The following is a 20,257-nucleotide window of genomic DNA, read 5'->3' on the forward strand; positions in this document are numbered from 1 at the left end:
TCTACGGCGGCCACAAGGCCGGAAACAGATGGAAGTAAGCTTGAAACCAAGATGGGGGCAGCCTTGAAAAAAAACAAGCGCAAGTCACGTCTAAAACGCGCTAAAAGCAAAGGGGCCCGAAGGCCCCTCCTTTGTTCCGGCAGCCGGACGCTTAAGCGTCCGGTGCGGCCTTGGCAGTCTTCTCATTGTTTTCGTAGATATACAATGGCTTGGACTTGCCTTCGATAACGCTTTCGTCGATCACGACCTTGCTCACCTCGGACTGCGAGGGGATTTCATACATCGTGTCGAGCAATACACCTTCGAGAATCGAGCGCAACCCACGGGCACCGGTTTTACGTTCCAAGGCACGTTTGGCAACCGATTTCAGCGCGTCGGAACGGAACTCCAGGTCTACACCTTCCATTTCGAACAGCTTGGCGTACTGCTTGGTCAGGGCGTTCTTCGGCTCGGTCAGAATCTGCATCAACGCCGCTTCATCCAACTCGTCCAACGTCGCAAGAACCGGCAGACGACCCACGAACTCCGGGATCAGACCGAACTTGACCAGATCGTCAGGCTCGACTTCACGCAGGGATTCACCGACCTTCTTGCCCTCTTCCTTGCTGCGCACTTCGGCGTTGAAACCGATGCCGCCACGGGTGGAACGGTTTTGAATAACCTTTTCCAGGCCGGAGAACGCACCGCCGCAGATGAACAGGATGTTACGCGTGTCGACCTGCAGGAATTCCTGCTGTGGATGCTTGCGACCACCCTGGGGCGGAACGGAAGCGACCGTACCTTCGATCAACTTGAGCAAGGCCTGCTGCACGCCCTCGCCGGAAACATCCCGGGTGATGGACGGGTTGTCGGACTTGCGGGAAATCTTGTCGATTTCGTCGATGTAGACAATGCCCATCTGGGCTTTTTCCACATCGTAATCGCACTTCTGCAACAACTTCTGAATAATGTTCTCGACATCTTCACCCACATAACCCGCCTCGGTAAGGGTGGTTGCGTCGGCGATGGTGAACGGAACGTTCAGCAAGCGGGCCAAGGTTTCGGCAAGCAGGGTTTTACCCGAGCCTGTCGGGCCGATCAGCAGGATGTTGCTCTTGCCGAGTTCGACGTCGTCATTCTTTTTATCGCGCTGGTTCAGGCGTTTGTAGTGGTTGTACACCGCTACGGCCAGTACCTTTTTCGCGCGCTCTTGACCAATCACATACTGATCAAGGATGCCGCTGATTTCTTTAGGCGAAGGCAATTTATGCGCGCTGCTTTCGGCCTGGGCTTCCTGCACCTCCTCGCGGATGATGTCATTGCACAGGTCGACGCACTCGTCGCAAATGAAGACCGAGGGGCCGGCAATCAATTTGCGTACTTCATGCTGGCTTTTGCCACAGAAGGAGCAATAAAGCAGTTTGCCGTTGTCCTCGCCGTTGCGGGTGTCAGTCATTCGATCGATCCAAATCCGATAGGCTTGCAACACAAGATGAAGGCAATTGCGGGCTTTTTCAAGCCCGCAGGCGGCCGGTCATCCCAACCACCTGCATTTTGAGCGGCTTAGGCAGGCATTTGACGCTTGTTGATCACGGAGTCGATCAGACCGTATTCGGCCGCACGCTCTGCGCTCATGAAGTTGTCGCGCTCGGTGTCACGCTCAATGGTTTCGAGGCTTTGCCCGGTGTGATGGGCCAGCAACGCGTTGAGGCGCGAGCGAATATGGAGGATTTCCTTGGCATGGATGTCGATATCCGACGCCTGACCTTGGAAACCGCCCAGTGGCTGGTGAATCATCATGCGCGAGTTCGGCAGGCAGTGACGCTTGCCCGCTGCACCACCGGCGAGCAGGAACGCGCCCATGCTGCAGGCCTGGCCAATGCAAATGGTGGAAACGTCTGGCTTGATGAACTGCATGGTGTCGTAGATCGACATGCCGGCCGTCACCGAACCGCCGGGTGAGTTGATGTAGAGATGGATATCCTTGTCCGGGTTTTCCGCTTCAAGGAACAGCAATTGCGCCGCGACCAGGTTGGCCATGTAGTCTTCAACGGGGCCGATCAGGAAGATGACGCGTTCCTTGAGCAGACGCGAGTAGATGTCATAGGCACGTTCGCCGCGGGCGGACTGCTCGATAACCATCGGGACCAGGCCGCCTGCGGCCTGGATGTCAGAGCTCTGCTGATAAAAAGAATTGCGGGACATGTCTCGCAGTCACTCCCAAATAGTTATGTCTTGAATACGCATAAGCCAGCGCGAAGGCTGGCTTATGGGTGTGTATTTCTTACCGCAAAACAATCAATCGGCTTGTGGAGCTTCCACCGGCTTGACCGCTTCTTCGTAAGAGACCGCTTTATCGGTCACGCTAGCTTTCTGCAGAACAGTATCCACAACTTGTTCTTCCAGCACAACCGAACGGACTTCGTTCAGCTGCTGGTCGTTCTTGTAGTACCAGGACACGACTTGCTCAGGCTCCTGGTAGGCCGAGGCCATTTCCTGGATCAGCTCGCGAACGCGGGTTTCGTCAGGCTTGAGTTCGAACTGCTTGACCACTTCGGCCACGATCAGGCCCAGCACGACGCGGCGCTTGGCTTGCTCTTCGAACAGCTCGGCAGGCAGTTGGTCCGGCTTGATGTTGCCACCGAACTGCTGGACAGCCTGCACACGCAGACGATTCACTTCGTTGTCCAGCAGCGCTTTTGGCACTTCGATCGGGTTGGAGGCCAGCAGACCGTCCATGACCTGGTTCTTGACCTTGGACTTGATGGCCTGACGCAGCTCACGCTCCATGTTCTTGCGAACTTCGGTGCGGAAACCTTCCAGGCCCGTTTCCTTGATACCGAACTGAGCGAAGAATTCTTCGTTCAGCTCAGGCAGCTTCGGCTCGGAAACGCTGTTGACGGTCACGGTGAACTCGGCGGCTTTGCCGGCCAGGTCCAGGTTCTGGTAGTCCTCGGGGAAGGTCAGGCTCAGAACCCGCTCCTCACCGGCTTTCGCGCCGACCAGGCCATCTTCAAAGCCAGGGATCATGCGACCGGAACCCAGCACCAGCTGAGTAGCCTTGGCGGAACCGCCCGCGAACACTTCACCGTCGACCTTGCCGACGAAATCGATGTTCAGCTGATCTTCGTTCTGGGCAGCGCGATCGGCCACTTCAAAACGGGTGTTCTGCTTGCGCAGGATGTCCAGCATCTTGTCCAGGTCGGCATCCGACACGTCAGCACTCAGGCGCTCGACGGCGATGGATTCGAAACCGGCAACAGTGAACTCAGGGAACACTTCGAACGTGGCGATGAATTCCAGGTCCTTGCCTTTCTCCAGCACTTTAGGCTCGACGGATGGAGCGCCAGCCGGGTTCAGCTTCTGCTCGACAACCGCTTCGTAGAACGAAGACTGGATCACGTCACCCACGGCTTCCTGACGCGCGTCAGCTTCGTAACGCTGACGGATCACGCTCATTGGCACTTTGCCTGGGCGGAAACCTGGGATTTTGGCCTTTTGGGCAGTCTGCTGCAGACGCTTGTTGACCTGAGTCTCGATGCGCTCAGCCGGCACGGTGATGCTCATGCGGCGCTCAAGAGCAGAAGTATTTTCAACAGAAACTTGCATGGATATTCCTCGTTGCACAGACGTTGGCCGGGCGTTTCCGACCCCAGAATCAAGGGCATGCATTCTAGTAGGTCAAACTCAAGAAGTCACCCTACTGAGATCAGGCAGGAAACAGGCGCCGAATTTAAAAGCGAGGCAAACGGTCATGCCTCGCCCGGATTGCAAATACAGTCGATCATCCCAAGGCTCTGCGCCGACGCTTCTATATATAGAAGCACTGTATCGGCGAAACGGGCACCCGGCCCCACAAGGAGACCGACGGGCATATCGCGCATCATCACGAAACACAATCGCGACGAATCGCCGGCCCGGCACGACCCGAAACGGAGCCGCCGATGAACACAAAACCACTGAAAACAAAAACGGCGCAGCCCTCTTCAGGTGCTGCGCCGTTTTCTGCTATTTAAATAGCCACTTGTATGGTGCGGACGGAGAGACTCGAACTCTCACACCTTGCGGCGCTGGAACCTAAATCCAGTGTGTCTACCAATTCCACCACATCCGCGTATCAAGCTTTTAAAGCAAAGGCGCCAGACCGTTAAATCTGGCGCCTTTTCTAGAATATGGGGTGGACGATGGGGATCGAACCCACGACAACGGGAGTCACAATCCCGTGCTCTACCAACTGAGCTACGCCCACCATATTGCCTTGTTGCGTTACTTGTGCCAAAGCTGCCTAATGGCGCACCCGGCAGGACTCGAACCTGCGACCATCCGCTTAGAAGGCGGATGCTCTATCCAGCTGAGCTACGGGCGCCTTTTTAATCTGTATTCTTGGACGATTACAAACTAAGTGCTTTCAGCTTTGCCGAGTTTAAACAACCAACTCCGCTCCACCTTCTTAACCAGTGCTAGGCTGTGCCCGACAAGTGCGACGAATCTTATAGACGGCCTCATAGGTCGTCAACTCTTTTTTAAAAAAAATTCATTTAATTAAAGGGCTTAGGGGAATTTGCAGACCAAGCGCCTTTGCCCTCACGCCTCGGCATGCGAGAATGCGTTCTCTTTTTTCCCCCTCTCGATGGTTAACCACGCGCAATGACTGCACAACTTATCGACGGCAAATCGATCGCCGCCAGCCTGCGCCAGCAGATCGCCCAACGAGTTTCCGAGCGCCGCCAGCAAGGCCTGCGCACGCCCGGACTTGCGGTGATCCTGGTCGGCAGCGATCCTGCCTCTCAGGTTTATGTCTCGCACAAGCGTAAAGACTGTGAAGAGGTCGGCTTCCTGTCCCAGGCCTACGACCTGCCTTCCGAAACCACCCAGCAAGCGTTGGCCGATCTGATCGATCGCCTGAACGATGACCCGAACATCGACGGCGTTCTGCTTCAACTGCCCCTGCCCGAACACCTCGACGCCTCCAAGCTGCTGGAGCGTATCCGCCCGGACAAAGACGTCGACGGTTTCCATCCTTATAACGTCGGCCGGCTGGCCCAGCGCATCCCGTTGCTGCGCCCCTGCACCCCCAAAGGCATCATGACACTGCTGGAAAGCACCGGCGTGGACCTCTATGGCCTTGATGCCGTGGTCGTGGGCGCGTCCAATATCGTTGGCCGCCCGATGGCGATGGAGTTGCTGCTGGCCGGCTGCACCGTCACCGTGACCCACCGGTTTACCAAGGACCTGGCGGGCCACGTCGGCCGCGCCGACCTGGTGGTCGTTGCCGCCGGCAAGCCTGGCCTGGTGCAGGGCGAGTGGATCAAGGAAGGCGCCATCGTCATCGACGTGGGCATCAACCGCCAGGACGATGGCAAGCTGGTGGGTGATGTGGTCTACGAGACTGCCCTGCCCCGTGCCGGCTGGATTACTCCCGTCCCTGGCGGCGTGGGCCCAATGACCCGCGCCTGCCTGCTGGAAAACACGCTGTACGCGGCAGAGACGCTGCACAGCTGATACACCGCTTCAATCCATTCGCCCCCCCTGTGGGAGCGAGCTTGCTCGCGATAGCCTCGGATCAGCCAGCATCAATGGTGACTGACATACCGCTATCGCGAGCAAGCTCGCTCCCACAGGTGTTTTGGTCGCCTGCTCTTGAATCGACAGGCAGCCGTCGGCGGTTGTTATTGAAATCCCCCAAACTACAATTTTTTCAGATCCGACTCGCCAAAATCCCCCTCATTAAACTTTATTTATTCACAAGCCCCGACGGCACAGGCATATAGCGCTGCTGTCGCCCATACTCATAAAATGCAACGTTTTTTAGAAAACCGTCGCCAACGGCACCTTCAACTCCATCGAGCCTACTCGCGTGAAAATCCGTCTTTCGATCCTTAGCCTGTTCATCGCTTTCACAGGCACCTTCATCACGCAAAATGTCGATGCGCAGGAAACCATCGCGGCCCCACGAGACACGTCAAAGCTGCAAGTCGCCTCAGGCAGTGCGATCCTCTTGGATCTGCAAACGGATAAAGTCGTTTATTCCAGTAACCCGGACGTGGTCGTACCGATCGCGTCGGTGACCAAGTTGATGACCGGTTTGATCGTGCTGGATGCCAAACAGAACCTGGATGAATACATTTCCATCACCATCGCCAACACGCCAGAGATGAAAGGTGTGTTTTCCCGAGTGAAGCTCAACAGCGAACTGTCGCGCCGGGATGTGTTGCTGATCGCCCTGATGTCCTCGGAAAACCGCGCCGCCGCCAGCCTCGCCCATCATTACCCAGGCGGTTACGCGGCGTTCATCGCGGCCATGAACGCCAAGGCCAAGTCGCTGGGCATGAGCAGCACTCATTATGTCGAGCCCACCGGCCTGTCGATTCACAACGTTTCCACCGCCAGAGACTTGACCAAGCTGCTGATCGCCGCCCGTAAGTATCCGCTGCTGAGCGAACTGAGCACCACCAAGGAAAAGACCGTCACCTTCCGTAAACCGGTATATAGCCTGGGCTTTCGTAACACCGACCATTTAGTCCATAAGGCCAATTGGGACATTCAGTTGACCAAGACCGGGTTTACCAACCAGGCCGGCCACTGCCTGGTACTGGTCACGAAAATGGGGAATCGTCCGATGGCATTGGTGATTCTGGATGCCTTCGGTAAGTACACCCACTTCGCCGATGCCAGCCGAATTCGTAGTTGGGTCGAAACCGGCAAGAGCGCCAAGGTGCCGGCGGTAGCCCTTCAATACAAGGCGGCGAAGAATCTCAAGAGCCGCCAGAGTGGTGTTGTGGAGGCTTCTCAGTAACTGCGCTTCGCAAAAGCCCCCGATTCGTCGCAATGCGGGGGGCGGGGGTTCTCGTGTGTATATCCGTTTTTGCGTAACGGCTACTGACGGTTCCGCTCTTACAGCGGCTCACTTTTGAGAAGCGCAAAAGTAAGCAAAACGCTCATGCCCCACCACTCGGCACCTCGCCTAGGCTCGGTGTGCCCTCTCTCCGGCATTGCTCCGTGGGCCGCCGCGAAGGGCCATCCATGGCCCAGCGCGGCTAACCCGGCATCCATGCCGGGTTGCCCACTGCGCAATGCCTGCGTTCGGCCAGCGTGGTTTAACGGGGCGCCTAAGATCAAAAGCCGGACGAGGCGGCCTGATAGCCGGCCTAGTTTTGGGGTGAACGCGTTCCTCCTGTGGGAGCGAGCTTGCTCGCGATAGCGGTGGCTCAGCCACATAGTTGCTGGATATGCCCCGCTCCTGCTTTGCTTTAGATCTTGATCTTGATCTTGATCTGAGCGCCCCATAAAACCACGCTGGCCGAACGCAGGTATTGCGCAGTGGGCACCTCGGCATGGATGCCGAGGTAGCCGCGCTGGACCATGGATGGTCCTTCGCGGCGGGCCCACGGAGCAATGCCGGAGTGAGGGCATGCCGAGCCTAGGCGAGGCACCGAGTGGTGGGGCAAGAGCGCTTTGGTTACTTTCGCCTGGGCCGGCTTCCGGATTTTCGAAAGTGACCCGCTGTAAGAGCGGAACCGCCAGTAGCCGTTACCGCAGAAACGGACATACACCCCACCCCAGACGTCCAGACAAAGCCCCTAGAACAGAAGATCAAAGCCCTGACCCACCGCCTAAATATTTCCTGAGAACTTTTCAGTTCAAGGCTTTAGATCACCAAGCGGGTCATAAGCCTTGGACGGGGACTCCTCCTGCTTTTCCTTATCCCGAGGCGCCTTGGCCGGCCCGACCGGATCGACTTGTGGATCGCCGAGATCCGGAGAATCAGGATCAAACCCCAAATCATCATCACCCGATGAATGCTCGGAAGAATGCGGCCCCGTAGGTGTTTTCGACTCTGCCATACCTGCCTCCTCAAATCATGGCCCGAAAACGCCGGACCCTGACGATAAGAGCCTCGGCCGTGCCGGGTCGTGCCCGGCAAGTGACGAACGGGGCCAGCAATCAGTGGGCGGTGTTCAGGGCCTTGGTGGCCCGCGCCGCCTCTTGCTCCTGCCCTGCCCCAGCCAGCTCACCCGCTGCTTTCAGCCAGCGCTGCGAACTGACATTGGCAGGGAGCTGCGTAGGACGCTGGACCAACACTGCCCAGCCACCTGCGCTCTTGAAGGCTGATTCGAACGCGCTGAAGCTCATCAGCTGCCGCCGGTTCATGCCTGATCGCAGCAAGACCGTCTGCTTCTGCCGGTTGTAGCCAGCGAGAATCCCATAGCGCGGCCCGGACCAGAACGCCGTTCCGCCGGTGTAGCGCAGCAACACGGGGTAGCCCGCCGCAACCTGCTCCAACAGTGCCGGCAGCTTGTCGTCGAGTGGGTACACCACCAACCCATATTCCCGCGCCAGGGTTTGCATATTCTGCTGCAAACCGGCTTCGCCTCCCGGCAGGTGCAAAGGCTTCTCCAGCAGCCCCGGCGTGATCACTGTGCCTTGCAACGTCAACAGGGCAGCCAGGGACTGCGGGGCGCCTTGGTACATTTCACCGCGAAAAAACGGCACGCTGTTGAGCTCTACCCGCTCAGGCAGGCGTTTGATCTCGGGCGACACACTGCCCGCGCAACCCGCCAGGGCTACCAGGCAAGCCGTCGCCAGTACCAGTGATCGAAAAGAGGAAATTACCGGCAACATTAAGACTCTCTTGTTCAGGCACCCGATAGTCGGGCCATGCTTGGGCCGTCGATCATAAGGTGCGCGCACGCTTGGGTATAGCCTTAAACAACAGTCGCACCGCCGCGATAGAGCGAATTTCCGGGTCCTTGGCGTTCACCATCGACTACCTGCAACACTGGGTCGACTAGACTGTCTACTGTACTGATTGCGTGCCCTGAACCTGGGCGGAAGGAGGCACAGATGAGCCTGACGACGACAATTCTGATGCTGGTATTTGGTTGGCTGAGCGTAGCGACGGCCATGCTGTGGGGTGTGCTGCGGATCACCCGTCGCCATCACCACGCGCCACCGCAAGTGGAGAAAGCCGCAAAACCTACCCGGCGCCACGCCGCCGCACACTGACCGCCACTGTTTAACACTCATAAAAAAACCTCCCGGGCCTGGACCCGGGAGGCTTCTTGCTGTCTGCGTGAGATCAGGCTTTGTTGACCAACGCCTTTTCCCGGCGTCGGCGGGACATCATGTTCAACACCTCGATCGCCGCCGAGAACGCCATGGCCGCGTAGATGTAGCCTTTAGGCACATGGGCGCCAAAGCCTTCAGCGATGAGCGTCATGCCGATCATGATCAGGAAGCCCAACGCCAGCATGACCACCGTCGGGTTGTCATTGATGAATTTAGCCAGGGGCTCGGCCGCCAGCAGCATCACCAGTACCGAGACCACCACGGCAATGATCATGATGGGCAGGTGCTCGGTCATGCCCACAGCCGTGATGATGCTGTCGATGGAAAACACCAGGTCCAGCATCAGGATCTGACCGATTGCGGCAGCAAAGCCCAGGGTCACGCCAGACGAGGCCGATTTAGGATCATCCGGCGCGGGGTCCATGCTGTGATGGATCTCGGTAGTGGCTTTCCACAGCAGGAACAGGCCGCCTGCGATCAGGATCATGTCCTTCCAAGAGAATGCATGGCCGAGGATTTCGATGACAGGCTCAGTCAACTGCACAATGAACGCAATGGTACTCAACAAGCCCAGGCGCAGGATCAACGCCATGCTGATACCGATGCGTCGGGCCTTGGCACGATGCTGTTCGGGCAGTTTGTTGGTCAGGATCGAAATGAAGATCAGGTTATCGATGCCAAGCACGATTTCCATGACGACCAGCGTAGCCAGGGCAATCCAGGCGGTGGGGCTGGCAGCGAGTTGCAGAAGATAATCCATGGGTCAGTCCTGACTCGATAGGGCGGGTTAGATGGTTTGGGTGGAATTTTTGGTTTCGTCAGCGTCGTCCGCCGGTTTTTTCTCAGGGCTGATCAACCCGCCGGTGGCCTCGCTGATAGCCTGCTCGGCAGCCTTATGGGTGTCGTCAATGGCCTTTTTCGCGGTTTCGGCGGCCTGCCCCATCAGTTGCTGGGCGCTTTTTTCAGCCTGCTCACAGCCCATGAGGGTCATTGAAGACACCGTCAGCAAGGCGACGAGGCCCAGGGTTTTGTATGTCATGAATAATTGCCTCTTGGGAGAATAGAAGGAGCCCGAAGGGTGGCTCACCAATGGCTGGGCATTCTAGAGATGCGAACACTTCAGGAAAATTCGTATTTTTAGCGGTTATACTTCGCTTTTTACGAACTAACGTGACCCTATGCTCAATTATCGACAACTGCATTACTTCTGGGTGGTGGCGAAAACCGGAAGCATCGTGCGGGCCTGCGAGCAACTGAACCTCACCCCGCAAACCATCAGCGGGCAGATTTCCCTGTTCGAGCAGACCTATAACATCAAGTTGTTTCGCCGGGTCGGGAGGCAGCTGGAACTGACCGAAGCCGGCCGCCAGACGCTGCCCTATGCCGAACACATGTTTCAGTTGGGGGGTGAGTTGGAGCTGATGCTGCGGGCCCAGCCCAACGAGCAGCAGGCCCTGTTTCGGGTCGGGGTGGCGGATGTGGTACCCAAATCCATCGTTTATCGGTTGCTCGCCCCAACCATGGAGTTGAGTGAACCGCTGCGCATCACCTGTCGCGAGGACAAGCTCGAACGGCTGCTGGCGGACTTGGCGATCCAGCGCCTGGACCTGGTGATTTCCGACAGTCCGATGCCGACCCACCTGGACATCAAGGGCTATAGCCAGAAGCTGGGGGAATGCGGGATCAGCTTTTTCGCCACTGGCGCATTGGCCGAACGCTACGGACAGGATTTCCCCCGCAGCCTGCATGACGCGCCGCTGCTGATTCCCGGCCCGGAAACCGTGGTCCGCAGCCGCCTGCAACGCTGGTTCGCCGAGCAGCAGATCCAGCCGCGTATCGTCGGCGAATTCGACGACAGCGCGTTGATGCAGGCCTTCGGCCAATCAGGCAGTGGGATTTTCATCGGCCCGAGCGTGATCGCCGAAGAAGTGACGCGCCAATACGGCGTACAGGTGATTGGCCGGACCGATGCGGTGAGCGAGTCGTTCTATGCCATCTCCGTGGAACGCAAGGTCAGCCATCCGGGCATCGTCGCGATTGCCGAAGGGGCGCGCCGCGAACTGTTCAGCGCTTAACCGTCCGCGCAGGCGGCGCGAGGCTTGAAGGTCATCAGCAACAAGGTCAGCAGGATCGATACGAGGATGAACCCGGCCGCAGCAAAACCGACGCTGCCCAAGCCCAGGGTATCGATGACCCGTCCACCGACCAACGCCCCCAGCCCAATGCCCAGGTTGGCACCGGCGATGTTCAGCGACGCGGCAAAGGCCGGCGCCTCAGGCGCGGCCTTCATCAGCCGCACGTGGCTGACCAGAAACAAGGCTGCCTGGGTCACCCCCCAGATGCCCATTGCCGCAGCCAGCCCGAGGGTCGAATGAATGCTCGGCACCAATGCCACCATGCCGCCAATCATGAACAGGCAGAACACCATCGACGCAATCAATGGATGCCGGTCCACCGCACGGCCGCCCAGGGAATTGCCCAACAGCCCCACGGCGCCGAAGCCCATCAGGCACCAGCCCACCAACATGCCGTCGAAACCGGCCAGGCGCTCAAGAATGTCTGCCAGATAGGTGTAGGCGGTGAACATGCCGCTGAACACCAGGATCGACAGCAGCACATGCCCTTGCATCAAGGGGCTGCGCAGGATCTTGAATTGCGCACGCAAGCTCACCTGATGTTGGTGCAGGTTGGTTTTTGGCAGATAGATAAACAGCAGCAAAGCTTTGGCGAAGGCGACAACCGCCAGGATCGCAAAAGCGCTGCGCCAGCCGAACGCATCGGAAATCAGCGTACCCACTGGAATGCCGAACACCGTGGCACAGACGATGCCGAACCCGATCCGGGCAATAGCCCGCCCGGCGTATTCCGGCCCGACAATGTCCACCGCTGTTTCACTGGCCAGCGCCCAGAACACCGGCAGGCCCAGGGCGGGAATCAACCGGGCGATGGCCATCACCCAGATGTTGGGCGCCAGGGCCGCCAGCGTGTTGGCCAGGCCGAACATCACCAGCACGCTGATAAACAGCTTTCGTCGCTCGAAGCGGGCGAACCAGGCAGTCAGAAACGGCCCGAATGCCGCCACCGTAAACGCGAACAATGTCACCAGCAGCCCGGCTTGGGGGATGGTGACTTGCAGGTCGCGGGCGATGGACGGCAACAGGCCAACGATGATGAATTCCGTGGTCAACACCGTAAAACCGGCGGCCGACAACAGGAAAATGGGCAACAACATGCAGAACTCCAGCAAAACGACGACACCAGCGTTAGCCCAAGGGCCCGCTGGCGGTATAGAAAGGTGAGAAGACAAAGCCTAACAGAATGCGGGCCGCAGACAAACGCGCAGGATGACCCGGATAAGGGTGACGGATCGTCACAGGTCCGTCAGATTTTTCATCGGGCTGTGATAAAGTCCGCGGCCTGCAAACGCTGTACTCCTTTTCGGTCCCGCTCATGTGGCCTGCCCGCTTGTTGCCCTGATTCGTCGACCGTTGCACACAAAAAAAACAGAGATGCCGTTATGACTGCCGTGTCCCCTTCTCTCTTGCAACGCCTCAAACGCACCGGTCTGGTGACACAGATCGTCATCGGTCTGATCGCCGGTATTATCCTGGCGTGGCTGGCGCCGGACCTGGCGAAGTCCACCGCCTTCATCGGCACCGTCTTCGTGTCCGCGCTCAAGGCCGTGGCTCCGATCCTGGTGTTCGTATTGGTCATGGCGTCGATCGCCAACCACAAGCATGGTCAGGAAACCCATATCCGGCCGATCCTGTTCCTGTACCTGCTGGGTACCTTTGCTGCTGCGGTCGTCGCGGTGGTCGCCAGTACGCTGTTCCCGTCGAGCCTGGTGTTGACGACCCATGAAGTGGCTGTCACTGCACCCGGTGGCATTGGTGAGGTATTGCAGTCGTTGGCGTTGAGCGTGGTGGACAACCCCGTCAACGCGCTGATGAAAGCCAACTTCATCGGTATCCTGGCCTGGGCCATCGGCATGGGGATTGCCATTCGCCATGCAGGCGAAACCACCCGCACCGTCCTCGGCGACCTGTCCAACGGTGTCACTCTGATCGTGCGTCTGGTGATCCGCTTCGCCCCGCTGGGCATCTTCGGCCTGGTCGCCTCGACCCTGGCGACGTCCGGTTTCGGTGCCCTGCTCGGTTACCTGCACCTGCTGACCGTGCTGATCGGCTGCATGCTGTTCGTGGCGCTGGTGATCAACCCCCTCATCGTGTTCTGGAAGTTGCGTCGCAACCCATACCCGCTGGTATTCACCTGCCTGCGCGAGAGCGGCATCACCGCATTCTTCACCCGCAGCTCGGCGGCGAACATTCCAGTGAACCTGGAACTGAGCAAGCGCCTGGGCCTGCACGAAGATACCTATTCAGTGTCGATCCCACTGGGCGCGACCATCAACATGGCCGGCGCCGCCATCACCATCACCGTATTGACCCTGGCGGCCGTGCACACCCTGGGTATCACGGTGGACGTGCCGACTGCAGTGCTACTGAGCGTCGTCGCGGCCATTTGCGCCTGCGGTGCGTCCGGGGTCGCCGGCGGCTCGCTGTTGCTGATTCCCCTGGCCTGCAGCCTGTTCGGCATTCCCAGCGAAATCGCCATGCAAGTGGTCGCGGTGGGCTTCATCATCGGTGTCGTGCAGGACTCGGCCGAGACGGCGTTGAATTCCTCTACGGATGTGCTGTTCACGGCGGCGGCTTGCCTGGGTGAGGAAGAGAAGCTCGCGCGTACGGCGTAATCAGGATCGACCTGCCTGTGGCGTCTGTGACGCCGTCATCGCGAGCAGGCTCGCTCCCACATTGGATTTGTGCCTGTCGCAAACCCTGTGGGAGCGAGCCTGCTCGCGATAGCGGTAGATCACTCACAGATGACTAACCAGCTGATCCCATAAACAGCAGCCAAAAAAAAGCCCGGAACGGCCCACACCGTTCCGGGCTTTTTCATGCCGGCGGGTTTAGAACGCGCCCATGTAGTCGCGCTTGCCCACTTCCACACCGTTGTGGCGCAGCAATGCGTAAGCGGTGGTGACGTGGAAGAAGAACTGCGGCAGGCCATAGGTCAGTAGGTAGTTTTGGCCGGTAAAGCGTTTTTCCTTCGGCGTGCCCGGGCGGGTGACGATTTCGATGCCTTCCTTGCCATCGATCTGCTCGGGGCTGATGCCGTCGATGAAGGCCAGCACCTTGGTGATCAAGGCTTGCAGCTCGGCAAAGGTGGTCTCGCTGTCTTCATACTTCGGCACTTCAAGCTCGGCCAGGCGCGCGGATACGCCTTTGGCGAAGTCCACAGCGATCTGCACCTGGCGCACCAGCGGGAACATGTCCGGGTACAGGCGGGCTTGCAGGAAGGCGTTCGGGTCGATGTTTTTCGCCGTGGCGTGGGCTTCGGCCTTGTTCAGCACATCACTCAGGGCGTTGAGCATCTGCTTGAAAACCGGGACGGAAGCGGCGTACAGGGAAATAGTCATGGTGATCTCATGCAGGTGGTGGAAAAGGACAAATCAAAACGTGGAGCGATTATAGCCACGGCTGTTGTACAGCTTGTCTTTTATTGCGCAAGGATTAGGCTAGGCGGCTTCCACAGCATAGGGAACGCGCGATGAGCATAGAAGAACAAAGCCAGGCAGAAGAGCCTCGGCTCAACAGCACGGAAATCCGCATCCTCGGCGCGCTGGTCGAGAAGCAGGCCACCAACCCCGAGACCTACCCGCTGACCCTTAACGCCTTGGTACTGGCCTGCAACCAGAAGACCAGCCGTGAACCGGTGATGAACCTCAACCCGGGCCAGGTCGGCCAGAGCCTGCGGGCACTGGAAGGCCGCGGCTTTACCCGGCTGGTGATGGGCAGCCGCGCCGACCGTTGGGAACACCGGGTCGAGAAGGCTTTGGAGTTGGTGCCGGCCCAGGTCATTCTGATGGGGTTGCTGTTCCTGCGTGGCCCGCAAACCGTCAATGAGCTGCTGACCCGCAGCGGCCGCATGCACGACTTCGAGGACACCGAACAAGTGGTGCACCAGCTTGAACGCCTGATCGCCCGTGGGCTGGCGCTGCTGATACCGCGCCAGGCCGGCCAGCGCGAAGATCGCTACATGCACGCCATGGGCGACCCGGCGGACATCGAGGCAATCCTCGCCGCCCGCCAGCACCCCGCCGAACGCGGTGTCGGCGGCGTGTCACTGGAACGCTTCGAAGAACTCGAGGCGCGGGTCGCGGCGCTGGAGGAGCGCCTGGCGCGCCTGGAATAATCGCCGTTCAGGACCGGGCGAACGCCACGGCTTTTTCGAATTGCGCCAGGTCTGGCCGCACGCCCGTGTACAGCACGAACTGCTCCAGGGCCTGGATCGCAATCACTTCCAGCCCGGTGATGACCCGTTTGCCTTCAGCCCGGGCGTGCATGATCAGTGGCGTCTCGGACGGGATCGCGACGACATCGAACACGGTTTCGGCCGCTGCAATGGCGTCAGGCTCGAACGCCAATTGGTTGGCTTCCGGGCCGCCAGTCATGCCGATCGGCGTGACGTTGATCAGCATCTGTGGCCGTAGCTCACCCAGTTCAGCTTGCCACTCGTAACCCAGGGACCCGGCCAGGGCACGGCCGGCCGCTTCATTACGGGCAACGATCACGCCCTTCTTGTAGCCGCCGTCGCGCAAGGCGCTGGCCACAGCCTTGGCCATGCCGCCGCTACCGCGCAGGGCAAAGGTCGAGTCCTGGGGCACGGCGTGGGTTTGCAGCAACTGAGCGATGGCAATGTAGTCGGTGTTGTAGGCTTTCAAATGCCCGTTGGTGTTGACGATGGTGTTGATGGACTGGATCGCCGCGGCGGAAGGATCCAGCTCATCGACCAGGGCAATGCAGGCCTCCTTGAACGGCATCGACACACCGCACCCACGGATACCCAAGGCGCGGATCCCCCCCACAGCGCCGGGCAGGTCCTGGCTGCTGAACGCCTTGTAATAGAAGTTCAGGCCCAATTGTTCATACAGGTGATTATGAAAACGCAGGCCGAAATTTCCGGGGCGCCCCGACAGGGACATGCACAGTTGGGTGTCTTTGTTGGGATTGATCTGCATGCTCGTCTCCTTGCAGTCACTTTCGGATAGACGGAGTCACCGTCCCGAAAGGTTTTATGAGTTGGTGCAGCCAGGCCGCATGCCGGCTGGGTTGCCCGGCGCGGTAAAAAAACCGATACAGACCTTACACAATATTTACCCAACGGCGCGGTAAAATCTGGAAAAATCGCTGTCAGAGCAAGTATCCCCGCGACCCTCATTGGGTCTGTTGCAGACCACAGGCGCCGGGGCCGAAACGAGGAACAGCCATGAATCGTAAACTCCCCATAATCGCCCTGCTCATGGGGGCACTCGCGGTCACCGGCCAGGCATCCGCCCATGGTCGCGGTGGTTGGGAGGGGCCTGCGGTGTTCGGTGCCATCGTCGGTTCGGCGATCGTCGGCTCGGCCTTCATCAACCGTGACCGACCGGTTTATGTGCAACAACCGGTCTACGTCCAGCCGCAGCCGGTCTATGTGCAGCAACCACCACCGGTCTACTATCAGCCGCAGCCGGTGTATGTAGAGCAACCGATCTACTATCGCCCGGCACCGGTGTATTACGGGCCACCACGGGGCTACTACTACGGCCCACCTCGCGGTCATTACGGTCGCTGGTAATCAGCCTCTGATGCGACACAAAAAAGCAGCCTGTGATCGAGGATCACAGGCTGCTTTTTGCATTGGACCGACGCTGGTTTGACTGGATCAGACATGCTCGCTGCTTTTCAGTCGAACCTGGCCCGGGCCTATAGGCGCGTGGGAAGGTTCCGTCACCACGGGGATCTCATTGCCATCACCATCGTGCAACTTGCCGTCACTGAAGTAATCACCTTCACGCAGCGCAGCCAGGTCCTGGTAGCGCAATACTCGCTCGGTGCCGGCGGCAAAGACTGACTGCTGGTCGGAGTTGCCCGTGGTGAGATGGTTGAACGCCAGGTTCAGCACGATTGCCATGATGGCCGAGGAACTGATGCCCGAGTGAAAGATCGTCGCGAACCAGCTCGGGAAATGATCGTAGAAACTCGGTGCGGCGATAGGAATCATGCCGAAGCCGATTGAGGTCGCGACAATGATCAGGTTCACGTTGTTGCGGTAGTCGACTTTCGACAGGGTCCGGATGCCGCTGGCGGCAACGGTGCCGAACAGCACGATACCGGCGCCGCCCAGTACCGAGGTTGGCACCGCTGCGATCACCCGGCCCATGAAGGGCAACAGGCCGAGCACCACAAGGAACAGTCCGCCGGTCGCCACTACGAAACGGCTCTTGATCCCAGTCACCGCCACCAGCCCGACGTTCTGGGCAAAGGCACTCTGCGTGAAGGAACCGAAGATCGGAGCGATCATGCTCGACAGCATATCGGCCCGCAAGCCGTTGCCCAGACGCCTGGAGTCGACTTTGGTGTCGATGATCTCGCCCACGGCCAGAATGTCGGCGGAGGTTTCCACCAGCGTCACCATGATCACAATGCACATCGAGAGGATCGCCGCGATGTGGAAGGTCGGCATACCGAAGTGAAAGGGTGTGGGGAAGCCGAACATCGGGCCTTGACTGACGGATGAAAAGTCCGCCATGCCGAGGAACACCGCGATGACCGTGCCGATGACCATCGCCAGCAGAATCGATAATCGAGAGATGGTGGCATTGCCCATTTTGCTCAATAACAGCACCAGCACCAGCGTGACAGCAGCCAGGCCGATGTTCGCCATGCTGCCGAAATCGGCGGCGTGACTATTGCCCCCCATTGCCCAACGCGCCGCTACGGGCATCAACGTCAGGCCGATGGTGGTAATCACGATGCCGGTGACCAGCGGCGGAAAGAACCGGGTGATTCTCGAGAACACCGGGGTAATCAGCAAACCGATCAAGGACGCAGCGATCACCGCGCCCAGGATGGCCTGGAAGCCCCCTTCTCCGCCGCTGCCGACAATCGCCACCATGGTGGCAACGCCTGAAAACGACACCCCCTGAACCAGCGGCAACTGACAGCCAAAGAACGGCAGGCCGAGGGTTTGCAACAAGGTCGCCAAGCCCCCCGCAAACAATGACGCAGCAATCAACAGACCTATATCCGCCGGTGAAAGCCCGGCCGCCTGGCCGATGATCAACGGCACCGCAACGATCCCCCCGTACATGGTCAAGACATGTTGCAGGCCGTAAGCCATATTCGCACCGACACCCAGGTTTTCGTCCTCGGGCCGTGGGGGTAAAACATGGGGCGTTTTCATGGTTCGCAGGTTCCCTGTTTTTTGTTATGGGCACACTGTATTCAAACCTCGGGACAAATGTCCATAGAGTTGTATACAACTTGTTGCCGATTGCGCCTTCAACAGAGGATCAATCCATCACCGGGAAGCCTGGCTCATTGCTGGAACAACCCCTCGACTGCGGGCCGCAGGAGCTCCCTGGGGGGTACACGCAAGCCGAACTCATTTTCCAGCAGGTCAATCAATTCGTCTGCGTCGTTGATGAGTCGTCGCTCGCTCTCCTGCCCCATCCGGTGGACGGCATAGCTGTTGCCGTTAAGGGTCTTGCGCAACCCGTCACCCGTGCGGGCCACCATCAACCGGCCCATGAAGGGCGATTCGGGGTGATTGCAGACGTACCAATTGCCGACGGTGTAGTCGATGTCCTGCTGGCGCTGCAGATCGAACAGGTACATGGGTCGCCACTCGCCCGCGACGTTGGCACGCAACAGGTAACCGTCCTCGTGGACCTCGATGCGGTACGGTTCGTGGGGGGTGAGCTGGGTGTCGCGGCTGTCCAACAGCAGTGGCGCGGTGGGCACCATGCCACCGAAACCCACATCCGTGATGTAGCGCACGCCGTCGAACATCACCAGGCTGAGGCGGTGCGTTCGGGCAGTCCAGGCGCCCTCGGGGGCATTCATTACCACCCGTCCGGTGATGCCTCGGGCGACGAAGCCCAGCGCCTGCAACAGCGCCAGGAACAGTTGATTGAGTTCATAGCAATAGCCACCGCGCCCTTGTTCGAAGACTTTTCGCTCGACCGATTCGAGGTCAATGGGCACCGGCTGACGCAGCAGCGTCGAGAGGGTTTCAAAAGGAAACTCAGCCGTGTGGCGCCCTTGAAGCTGACGCAAGGTCTCAAGGGTCGGTGGCGGCGGCGAATCGAAGCCCAGCCGTTGCAGATAACGGCCGATATCGCTCAGTCGAGGTTGGCTCATACGGGTGTCCTTTCCTGGTCCAATGCAGGGCTTGCAGAAAGCTCGCTGCTGTTGGGCGCCAGGTATAAGGCATTCCTTTTCCAGAGACAATAAGCGACCCGGGCGCTTCGTCCCTCAACGGCGCTTTCGCGACGCCAGCCGGATCCACGTGGGGGCATGGTCGCTGGGGTGCGCCTGGTTCCTGACCCAGGCGTCCACCCCCGCCTCGCTCAAGTAGGGACTGGCCACGGGGTTGAGCAGCAGGTGATCGATGCGCAGCCCGGAGTTTTTCTGCCAGTGCTGACGGAAATAATCCCAGAAGGTGTAGATCCTCTCCTCTGGATACAGATGGCGCAACGAATCCGTCCAGCCCTGGTCCAGCAGGCGCTGGTAACACTCACGGCTTTCGGGCTGCAACAGTGCATCCTTGAGCCATGAACGCGGGTTGTAGATATCCATGTCGGTGGGCACCACGTTGTAGTCACCGGCCAGCACCACCGGGTGATCGCTGGCCTGCAGCCCCTGGGCGTAAGCGATGAGCCGTTCGAACCACGCCAGTTTGTAGTCGAACTTGGGGCCAGGTTGGGGGTTGCCATTGGGCAGGTAGAGGCAACCCACCAGGACGCCATGCACCGCTGCCTCCAAGTAGCGACTGTGGCTGTCGTCATCTCCGTCGGGCAGGCCACGACGGCTCTCCAACGGTTGCGCATCGCGGGCCAGGATGGCAACGCCGTTCCAGGACGTCTGCCCGTGCCAGATCGCCCCATACCCCACCGACTCCAGCTCTGCCGCCGGGAAATCCTTGTCCGCAGCCTTTAGCTCCTGCAAACAGACAATGTCGGGTTGCTCCCGCTCCAGCCACTCCAGCAGGTTGGGCAGGCGCGCCCGGATGCCGTTGATATTGAAGGTCGCGATCCGCAGGTTTTTCATGGGCCAGCACTCCATCTACCAGGACAATACTGAGACCGGCTACACGTCGCGGTGGT

The 20,257-nt window shown here is 59.2% G+C and carries 20 protein-coding genes and 3 tRNA genes; 7 read left to right on the forward strand and 16 right to left on the reverse strand.

The features are described 5' to 3' along the window. Positions 1–151 precede the first annotated feature (151 nt). From clpX to QNH97_RS19225, 6 genes are all read right to left on the reverse strand, one after another. The gene (gene clpX / locus QNH97_RS19200; protein WP_283553426.1) at positions 152–1,435 is read right to left on the reverse strand and encodes an ATP-dependent Clp protease ATP-binding subunit ClpX; all 1,284 of its coding nucleotides are present in this window, start codon (positions 1,433–1,435) and stop codon (positions 152–154) included. A 107-nt stretch (positions 1,436–1,542) separates the two neighbouring features. After that, positions 1,543–2,184, reverse strand: coding sequence for an ATP-dependent Clp endopeptidase proteolytic subunit ClpP (gene clpP / locus QNH97_RS19205; RefSeq protein ID WP_283553427.1), 642 nt, complete (start codon positions 2,182–2,184; stop codon positions 1,543–1,545). Positions 2,185–2,277: 93 nt separating this feature from the next. Then, positions 2,278–3,588 carry a trigger factor gene (gene tig / locus QNH97_RS19210; protein WP_283553428.1) on the reverse strand — a complete coding sequence of 437 codons (1,311 nt, stop codon included), beginning with the start codon at positions 3,586–3,588 and terminating at the stop codon, positions 2,278–2,280. A gap of 420 nt (positions 3,589–4,008) precedes the next feature. Continuing rightward, positions 4,009–4,093, reverse strand: a tRNA-Leu gene (locus QNH97_RS19215). Between the two features lie 59 nt (positions 4,094–4,152). After that, a tRNA-His gene (locus tag QNH97_RS19220) sits at positions 4,153–4,228 on the reverse strand. 40 nt (positions 4,229–4,268) lie between these two features. Further along, positions 4,269–4,345: transfer RNA gene (locus tag QNH97_RS19225), tRNA-Arg, on the reverse strand. Between the two features lie 281 nt (positions 4,346–4,626). Between QNH97_RS19225 and folD the strand changes: the two genes are divergently transcribed. Then, positions 4,627–5,481, forward strand: coding sequence for a bifunctional methylenetetrahydrofolate dehydrogenase/methenyltetrahydrofolate cyclohydrolase FolD (gene folD / locus QNH97_RS19230; RefSeq protein WP_283553429.1), 855 nt, complete (start codon positions 4,627–4,629; stop codon positions 5,479–5,481). A 355-nt stretch (positions 5,482–5,836) separates the two neighbouring features. Beyond that, complete coding sequence (gene pbpG / locus QNH97_RS19235) at positions 5,837–6,775, forward strand: D-alanyl-D-alanine endopeptidase (RefSeq protein WP_283553430.1); 939 nt, start codon at positions 5,837–5,839, stop codon at positions 6,773–6,775. An 844-nt stretch (positions 6,776–7,619) separates the two neighbouring features. Here pbpG and QNH97_RS19240 read toward each other — a convergent pair. Further along, the gene (locus QNH97_RS19240) at positions 7,620–7,823 is read right to left on the reverse strand and encodes a DUF6021 family protein (RefSeq protein ID WP_283553431.1); all 204 of its coding nucleotides are present in this window, start codon (positions 7,821–7,823) and stop codon (positions 7,620–7,622) included. A 100-nt stretch (positions 7,824–7,923) separates the two neighbouring features. Beyond that, a complete protein-coding gene (locus tag QNH97_RS19245) occupies positions 7,924–8,601 on the reverse strand; it encodes a peptidase C39 family protein (protein WP_283553432.1) in 678 nt (225 codons plus the stop codon). 222 nt (positions 8,602–8,823) lie between these two features. Here QNH97_RS19245 and QNH97_RS19250 point away from each other — a divergent pair, with 222 nt between their 5' ends. Then, the gene (locus tag QNH97_RS19250) at positions 8,824–8,985 is read left to right on the forward strand and encodes a hypothetical protein (protein WP_283553433.1); all 162 of its coding nucleotides are present in this window, start codon (positions 8,824–8,826) and stop codon (positions 8,983–8,985) included. A gap of 73 nt (positions 8,986–9,058) precedes the next feature. Here the strand turns inward: QNH97_RS19250 and QNH97_RS19255 are convergent, their stop codons facing one another. Both QNH97_RS19255 and QNH97_RS19260 read right to left on the reverse strand, forming a co-directional pair. Next, the gene (locus QNH97_RS19255; protein WP_283553434.1) at positions 9,059–9,808 is read right to left on the reverse strand and encodes a TerC family protein; all 750 of its coding nucleotides are present in this window, start codon (positions 9,806–9,808) and stop codon (positions 9,059–9,061) included. Positions 9,809–9,835: 27 nt separating this feature from the next. Further along, positions 9,836–10,087, reverse strand: coding sequence for a hypothetical protein (locus QNH97_RS19260; protein WP_283553435.1), 252 nt, complete (start codon positions 10,085–10,087; stop codon positions 9,836–9,838). A 139-nt stretch (positions 10,088–10,226) separates the two neighbouring features. Between QNH97_RS19260 and nhaR the strand changes: the two genes are divergently transcribed. Continuing rightward, complete coding sequence (nhaR, locus tag QNH97_RS19265) at positions 10,227–11,123, forward strand: transcriptional activator NhaR (RefSeq protein ID WP_283553436.1); 897 nt, start codon at positions 10,227–10,229, stop codon at positions 11,121–11,123. Here nhaR and QNH97_RS19270 read toward each other — a convergent pair. After that, positions 11,120–12,280: an MFS transporter gene (locus tag QNH97_RS19270; RefSeq protein WP_283553437.1), complete on the reverse strand. Its 1,161-nt coding sequence runs from the start codon at positions 12,278–12,280 to the stop codon at positions 11,120–11,122. The genes nhaR and QNH97_RS19270 overlap by 4 nt on opposite strands. A 285-nt stretch (positions 12,281–12,565) precedes the next feature. On the opposite strand from QNH97_RS19270, the gene sstT reads away from it, so the two are divergent. Beyond that, a complete protein-coding gene (gene sstT, locus QNH97_RS19275) occupies positions 12,566–13,798 on the forward strand; it encodes a serine/threonine transporter SstT (RefSeq protein ID WP_283553438.1) in 1,233 nt (410 codons plus the stop codon). Positions 13,799–14,014: 216 nt separating this feature from the next. Here sstT and QNH97_RS19280 read toward each other — a convergent pair whose 3' ends face one another. Next, positions 14,015–14,524: a DUF1993 domain-containing protein gene (locus QNH97_RS19280; protein WP_283553439.1), complete on the reverse strand. Its 510-nt coding sequence runs from the start codon at positions 14,522–14,524 to the stop codon at positions 14,015–14,017. A 131-nt stretch (positions 14,525–14,655) separates the two neighbouring features. On the opposite strand from QNH97_RS19280, the gene QNH97_RS19285 reads away from it, so the two are divergent. Beyond that, on the forward strand, positions 14,656–15,300 hold the full coding sequence (locus QNH97_RS19285; RefSeq protein WP_283553440.1) for a YceH family protein: 645 nt from the start codon (positions 14,656–14,658) through the stop codon (positions 15,298–15,300). A 7-nt stretch (positions 15,301–15,307) separates the two neighbouring features. Here the strand turns inward: QNH97_RS19285 and QNH97_RS19290 are convergent, their stop codons facing one another. Then, positions 15,308–16,126: a shikimate 5-dehydrogenase gene (locus QNH97_RS19290; RefSeq protein ID WP_283553441.1), complete on the reverse strand. Its 819-nt coding sequence runs from the start codon at positions 16,124–16,126 to the stop codon at positions 15,308–15,310. A 248-nt stretch (positions 16,127–16,374) separates the two neighbouring features. Between QNH97_RS19290 and QNH97_RS19295 the strand changes: the two genes are divergently transcribed. After that, a complete protein-coding gene (locus QNH97_RS19295) occupies positions 16,375–16,725 on the forward strand; it encodes a hypothetical protein (protein WP_283553442.1) in 351 nt (116 codons plus the stop codon). A gap of 87 nt (positions 16,726–16,812) precedes the next feature. Here QNH97_RS19295 and QNH97_RS19300 read toward each other — a convergent pair whose 3' ends face one another. From QNH97_RS19300 to xth, 3 genes are all read right to left on the reverse strand, one after another. After that, the gene (locus QNH97_RS19300; RefSeq protein ID WP_283553443.1) at positions 16,813–18,333 is read right to left on the reverse strand and encodes a nucleobase:cation symporter-2 family protein; all 1,521 of its coding nucleotides are present in this window, start codon (positions 18,331–18,333) and stop codon (positions 16,813–16,815) included. 134 nt (positions 18,334–18,467) lie between these two features. Further along, on the reverse strand, positions 18,468–19,292 hold the full coding sequence (locus QNH97_RS19305) for an arylamine N-acetyltransferase family protein (RefSeq protein ID WP_283553444.1): 825 nt from the start codon (positions 19,290–19,292) through the stop codon (positions 18,468–18,470). A 114-nt stretch (positions 19,293–19,406) separates the two neighbouring features. After that, positions 19,407–20,201, reverse strand: a complete 795-nt coding sequence (gene xth / locus QNH97_RS19310; RefSeq protein WP_283553445.1) for an exodeoxyribonuclease III — start codon at positions 20,199–20,201, stop codon at positions 19,407–19,409. Between the last annotated feature and the right edge of the window lie 56 nt (positions 20,202–20,257).

The sequence above is a fragment of the Pseudomonas sp. G2-4 genome (assembly GCF_030064125.1).
In the GTDB taxonomy this organism is placed as follows: domain Bacteria; phylum Pseudomonadota; class Gammaproteobacteria; order Pseudomonadales; family Pseudomonadaceae; genus Aquipseudomonas.

Coding starts and splice junctions, on each gene's coding strand:
- clpX (WP_283553426.1), bottom strand. CDS start 1,435: ATGACTGACACCCGCAACGGCGAGGACAACGGCAAACTGCTTTATTGC.
- clpP (WP_283553427.1), bottom strand. CDS start 2,184: ATGTCCCGCAATTCTTTTTATCAGCAGAGCTCTGACATCCAGGCCGCA.
- tig (WP_283553428.1), bottom strand. CDS start 3,588: ATGCAAGTTTCTGTTGAAAATACTTCTGCTCTTGAGCGCCGCATGAGC.
- folD (WP_283553429.1), top strand. CDS start 4,627: ATGACTGCACAACTTATCGACGGCAAATCGATCGCCGCCAGCCTGCGC.
- QNH97_RS19240 (WP_283553431.1), bottom strand. CDS start 7,823: ATGGCAGAGTCGAAAACACCTACGGGGCCGCATTCTTCCGAGCATTCA.
- QNH97_RS19245 (WP_283553432.1), bottom strand. CDS start 8,601: ATGTTGCCGGTAATTTCCTCTTTTCGATCACTGGTACTGGCGACGGCT.
- QNH97_RS19250 (WP_283553433.1), top strand. CDS start 8,824: ATGAGCCTGACGACGACAATTCTGATGCTGGTATTTGGTTGGCTGAGC.
- QNH97_RS19255 (WP_283553434.1), bottom strand. CDS start 9,808: ATGGATTATCTTCTGCAACTCGCTGCCAGCCCCACCGCCTGGATTGCC.
- QNH97_RS19260 (WP_283553435.1), bottom strand. CDS start 10,087: ATGACATACAAAACCCTGGGCCTCGTCGCCTTGCTGACGGTGTCTTCA.
- nhaR (WP_283553436.1), top strand. CDS start 10,227: ATGCTCAATTATCGACAACTGCATTACTTCTGGGTGGTGGCGAAAACC.
- QNH97_RS19270 (WP_283553437.1), bottom strand. CDS start 12,280: ATGTTGTTGCCCATTTTCCTGTTGTCGGCCGCCGGTTTTACGGTGTTG.
- sstT (WP_283553438.1), top strand. CDS start 12,566: ATGACTGCCGTGTCCCCTTCTCTCTTGCAACGCCTCAAACGCACCGGT.
- QNH97_RS19280 (WP_283553439.1), bottom strand. CDS start 14,524: ATGACTATTTCCCTGTACGCCGCTTCCGTCCCGGTTTTCAAGCAGATG.
- QNH97_RS19285 (WP_283553440.1), top strand. CDS start 14,656: ATGAGCATAGAAGAACAAAGCCAGGCAGAAGAGCCTCGGCTCAACAGC.
- QNH97_RS19290 (WP_283553441.1), bottom strand. CDS start 16,126: ATGCAGATCAATCCCAACAAAGACACCCAACTGTGCATGTCCCTGTCG.
- QNH97_RS19295 (WP_283553442.1), top strand. CDS start 16,375: ATGAATCGTAAACTCCCCATAATCGCCCTGCTCATGGGGGCACTCGCG.
- QNH97_RS19300 (WP_283553443.1), bottom strand. CDS start 18,333: ATGAAAACGCCCCATGTTTTACCCCCACGGCCCGAGGACGAAAACCTG.
- QNH97_RS19305 (WP_283553444.1), bottom strand. CDS start 19,292: ATGAGCCAACCTCGACTGAGCGATATCGGCCGTTATCTGCAACGGCTG.
- xth (WP_283553445.1), bottom strand. CDS start 20,201: ATGAAAAACCTGCGGATCGCGACCTTCAATATCAACGGCATCCGGGCG.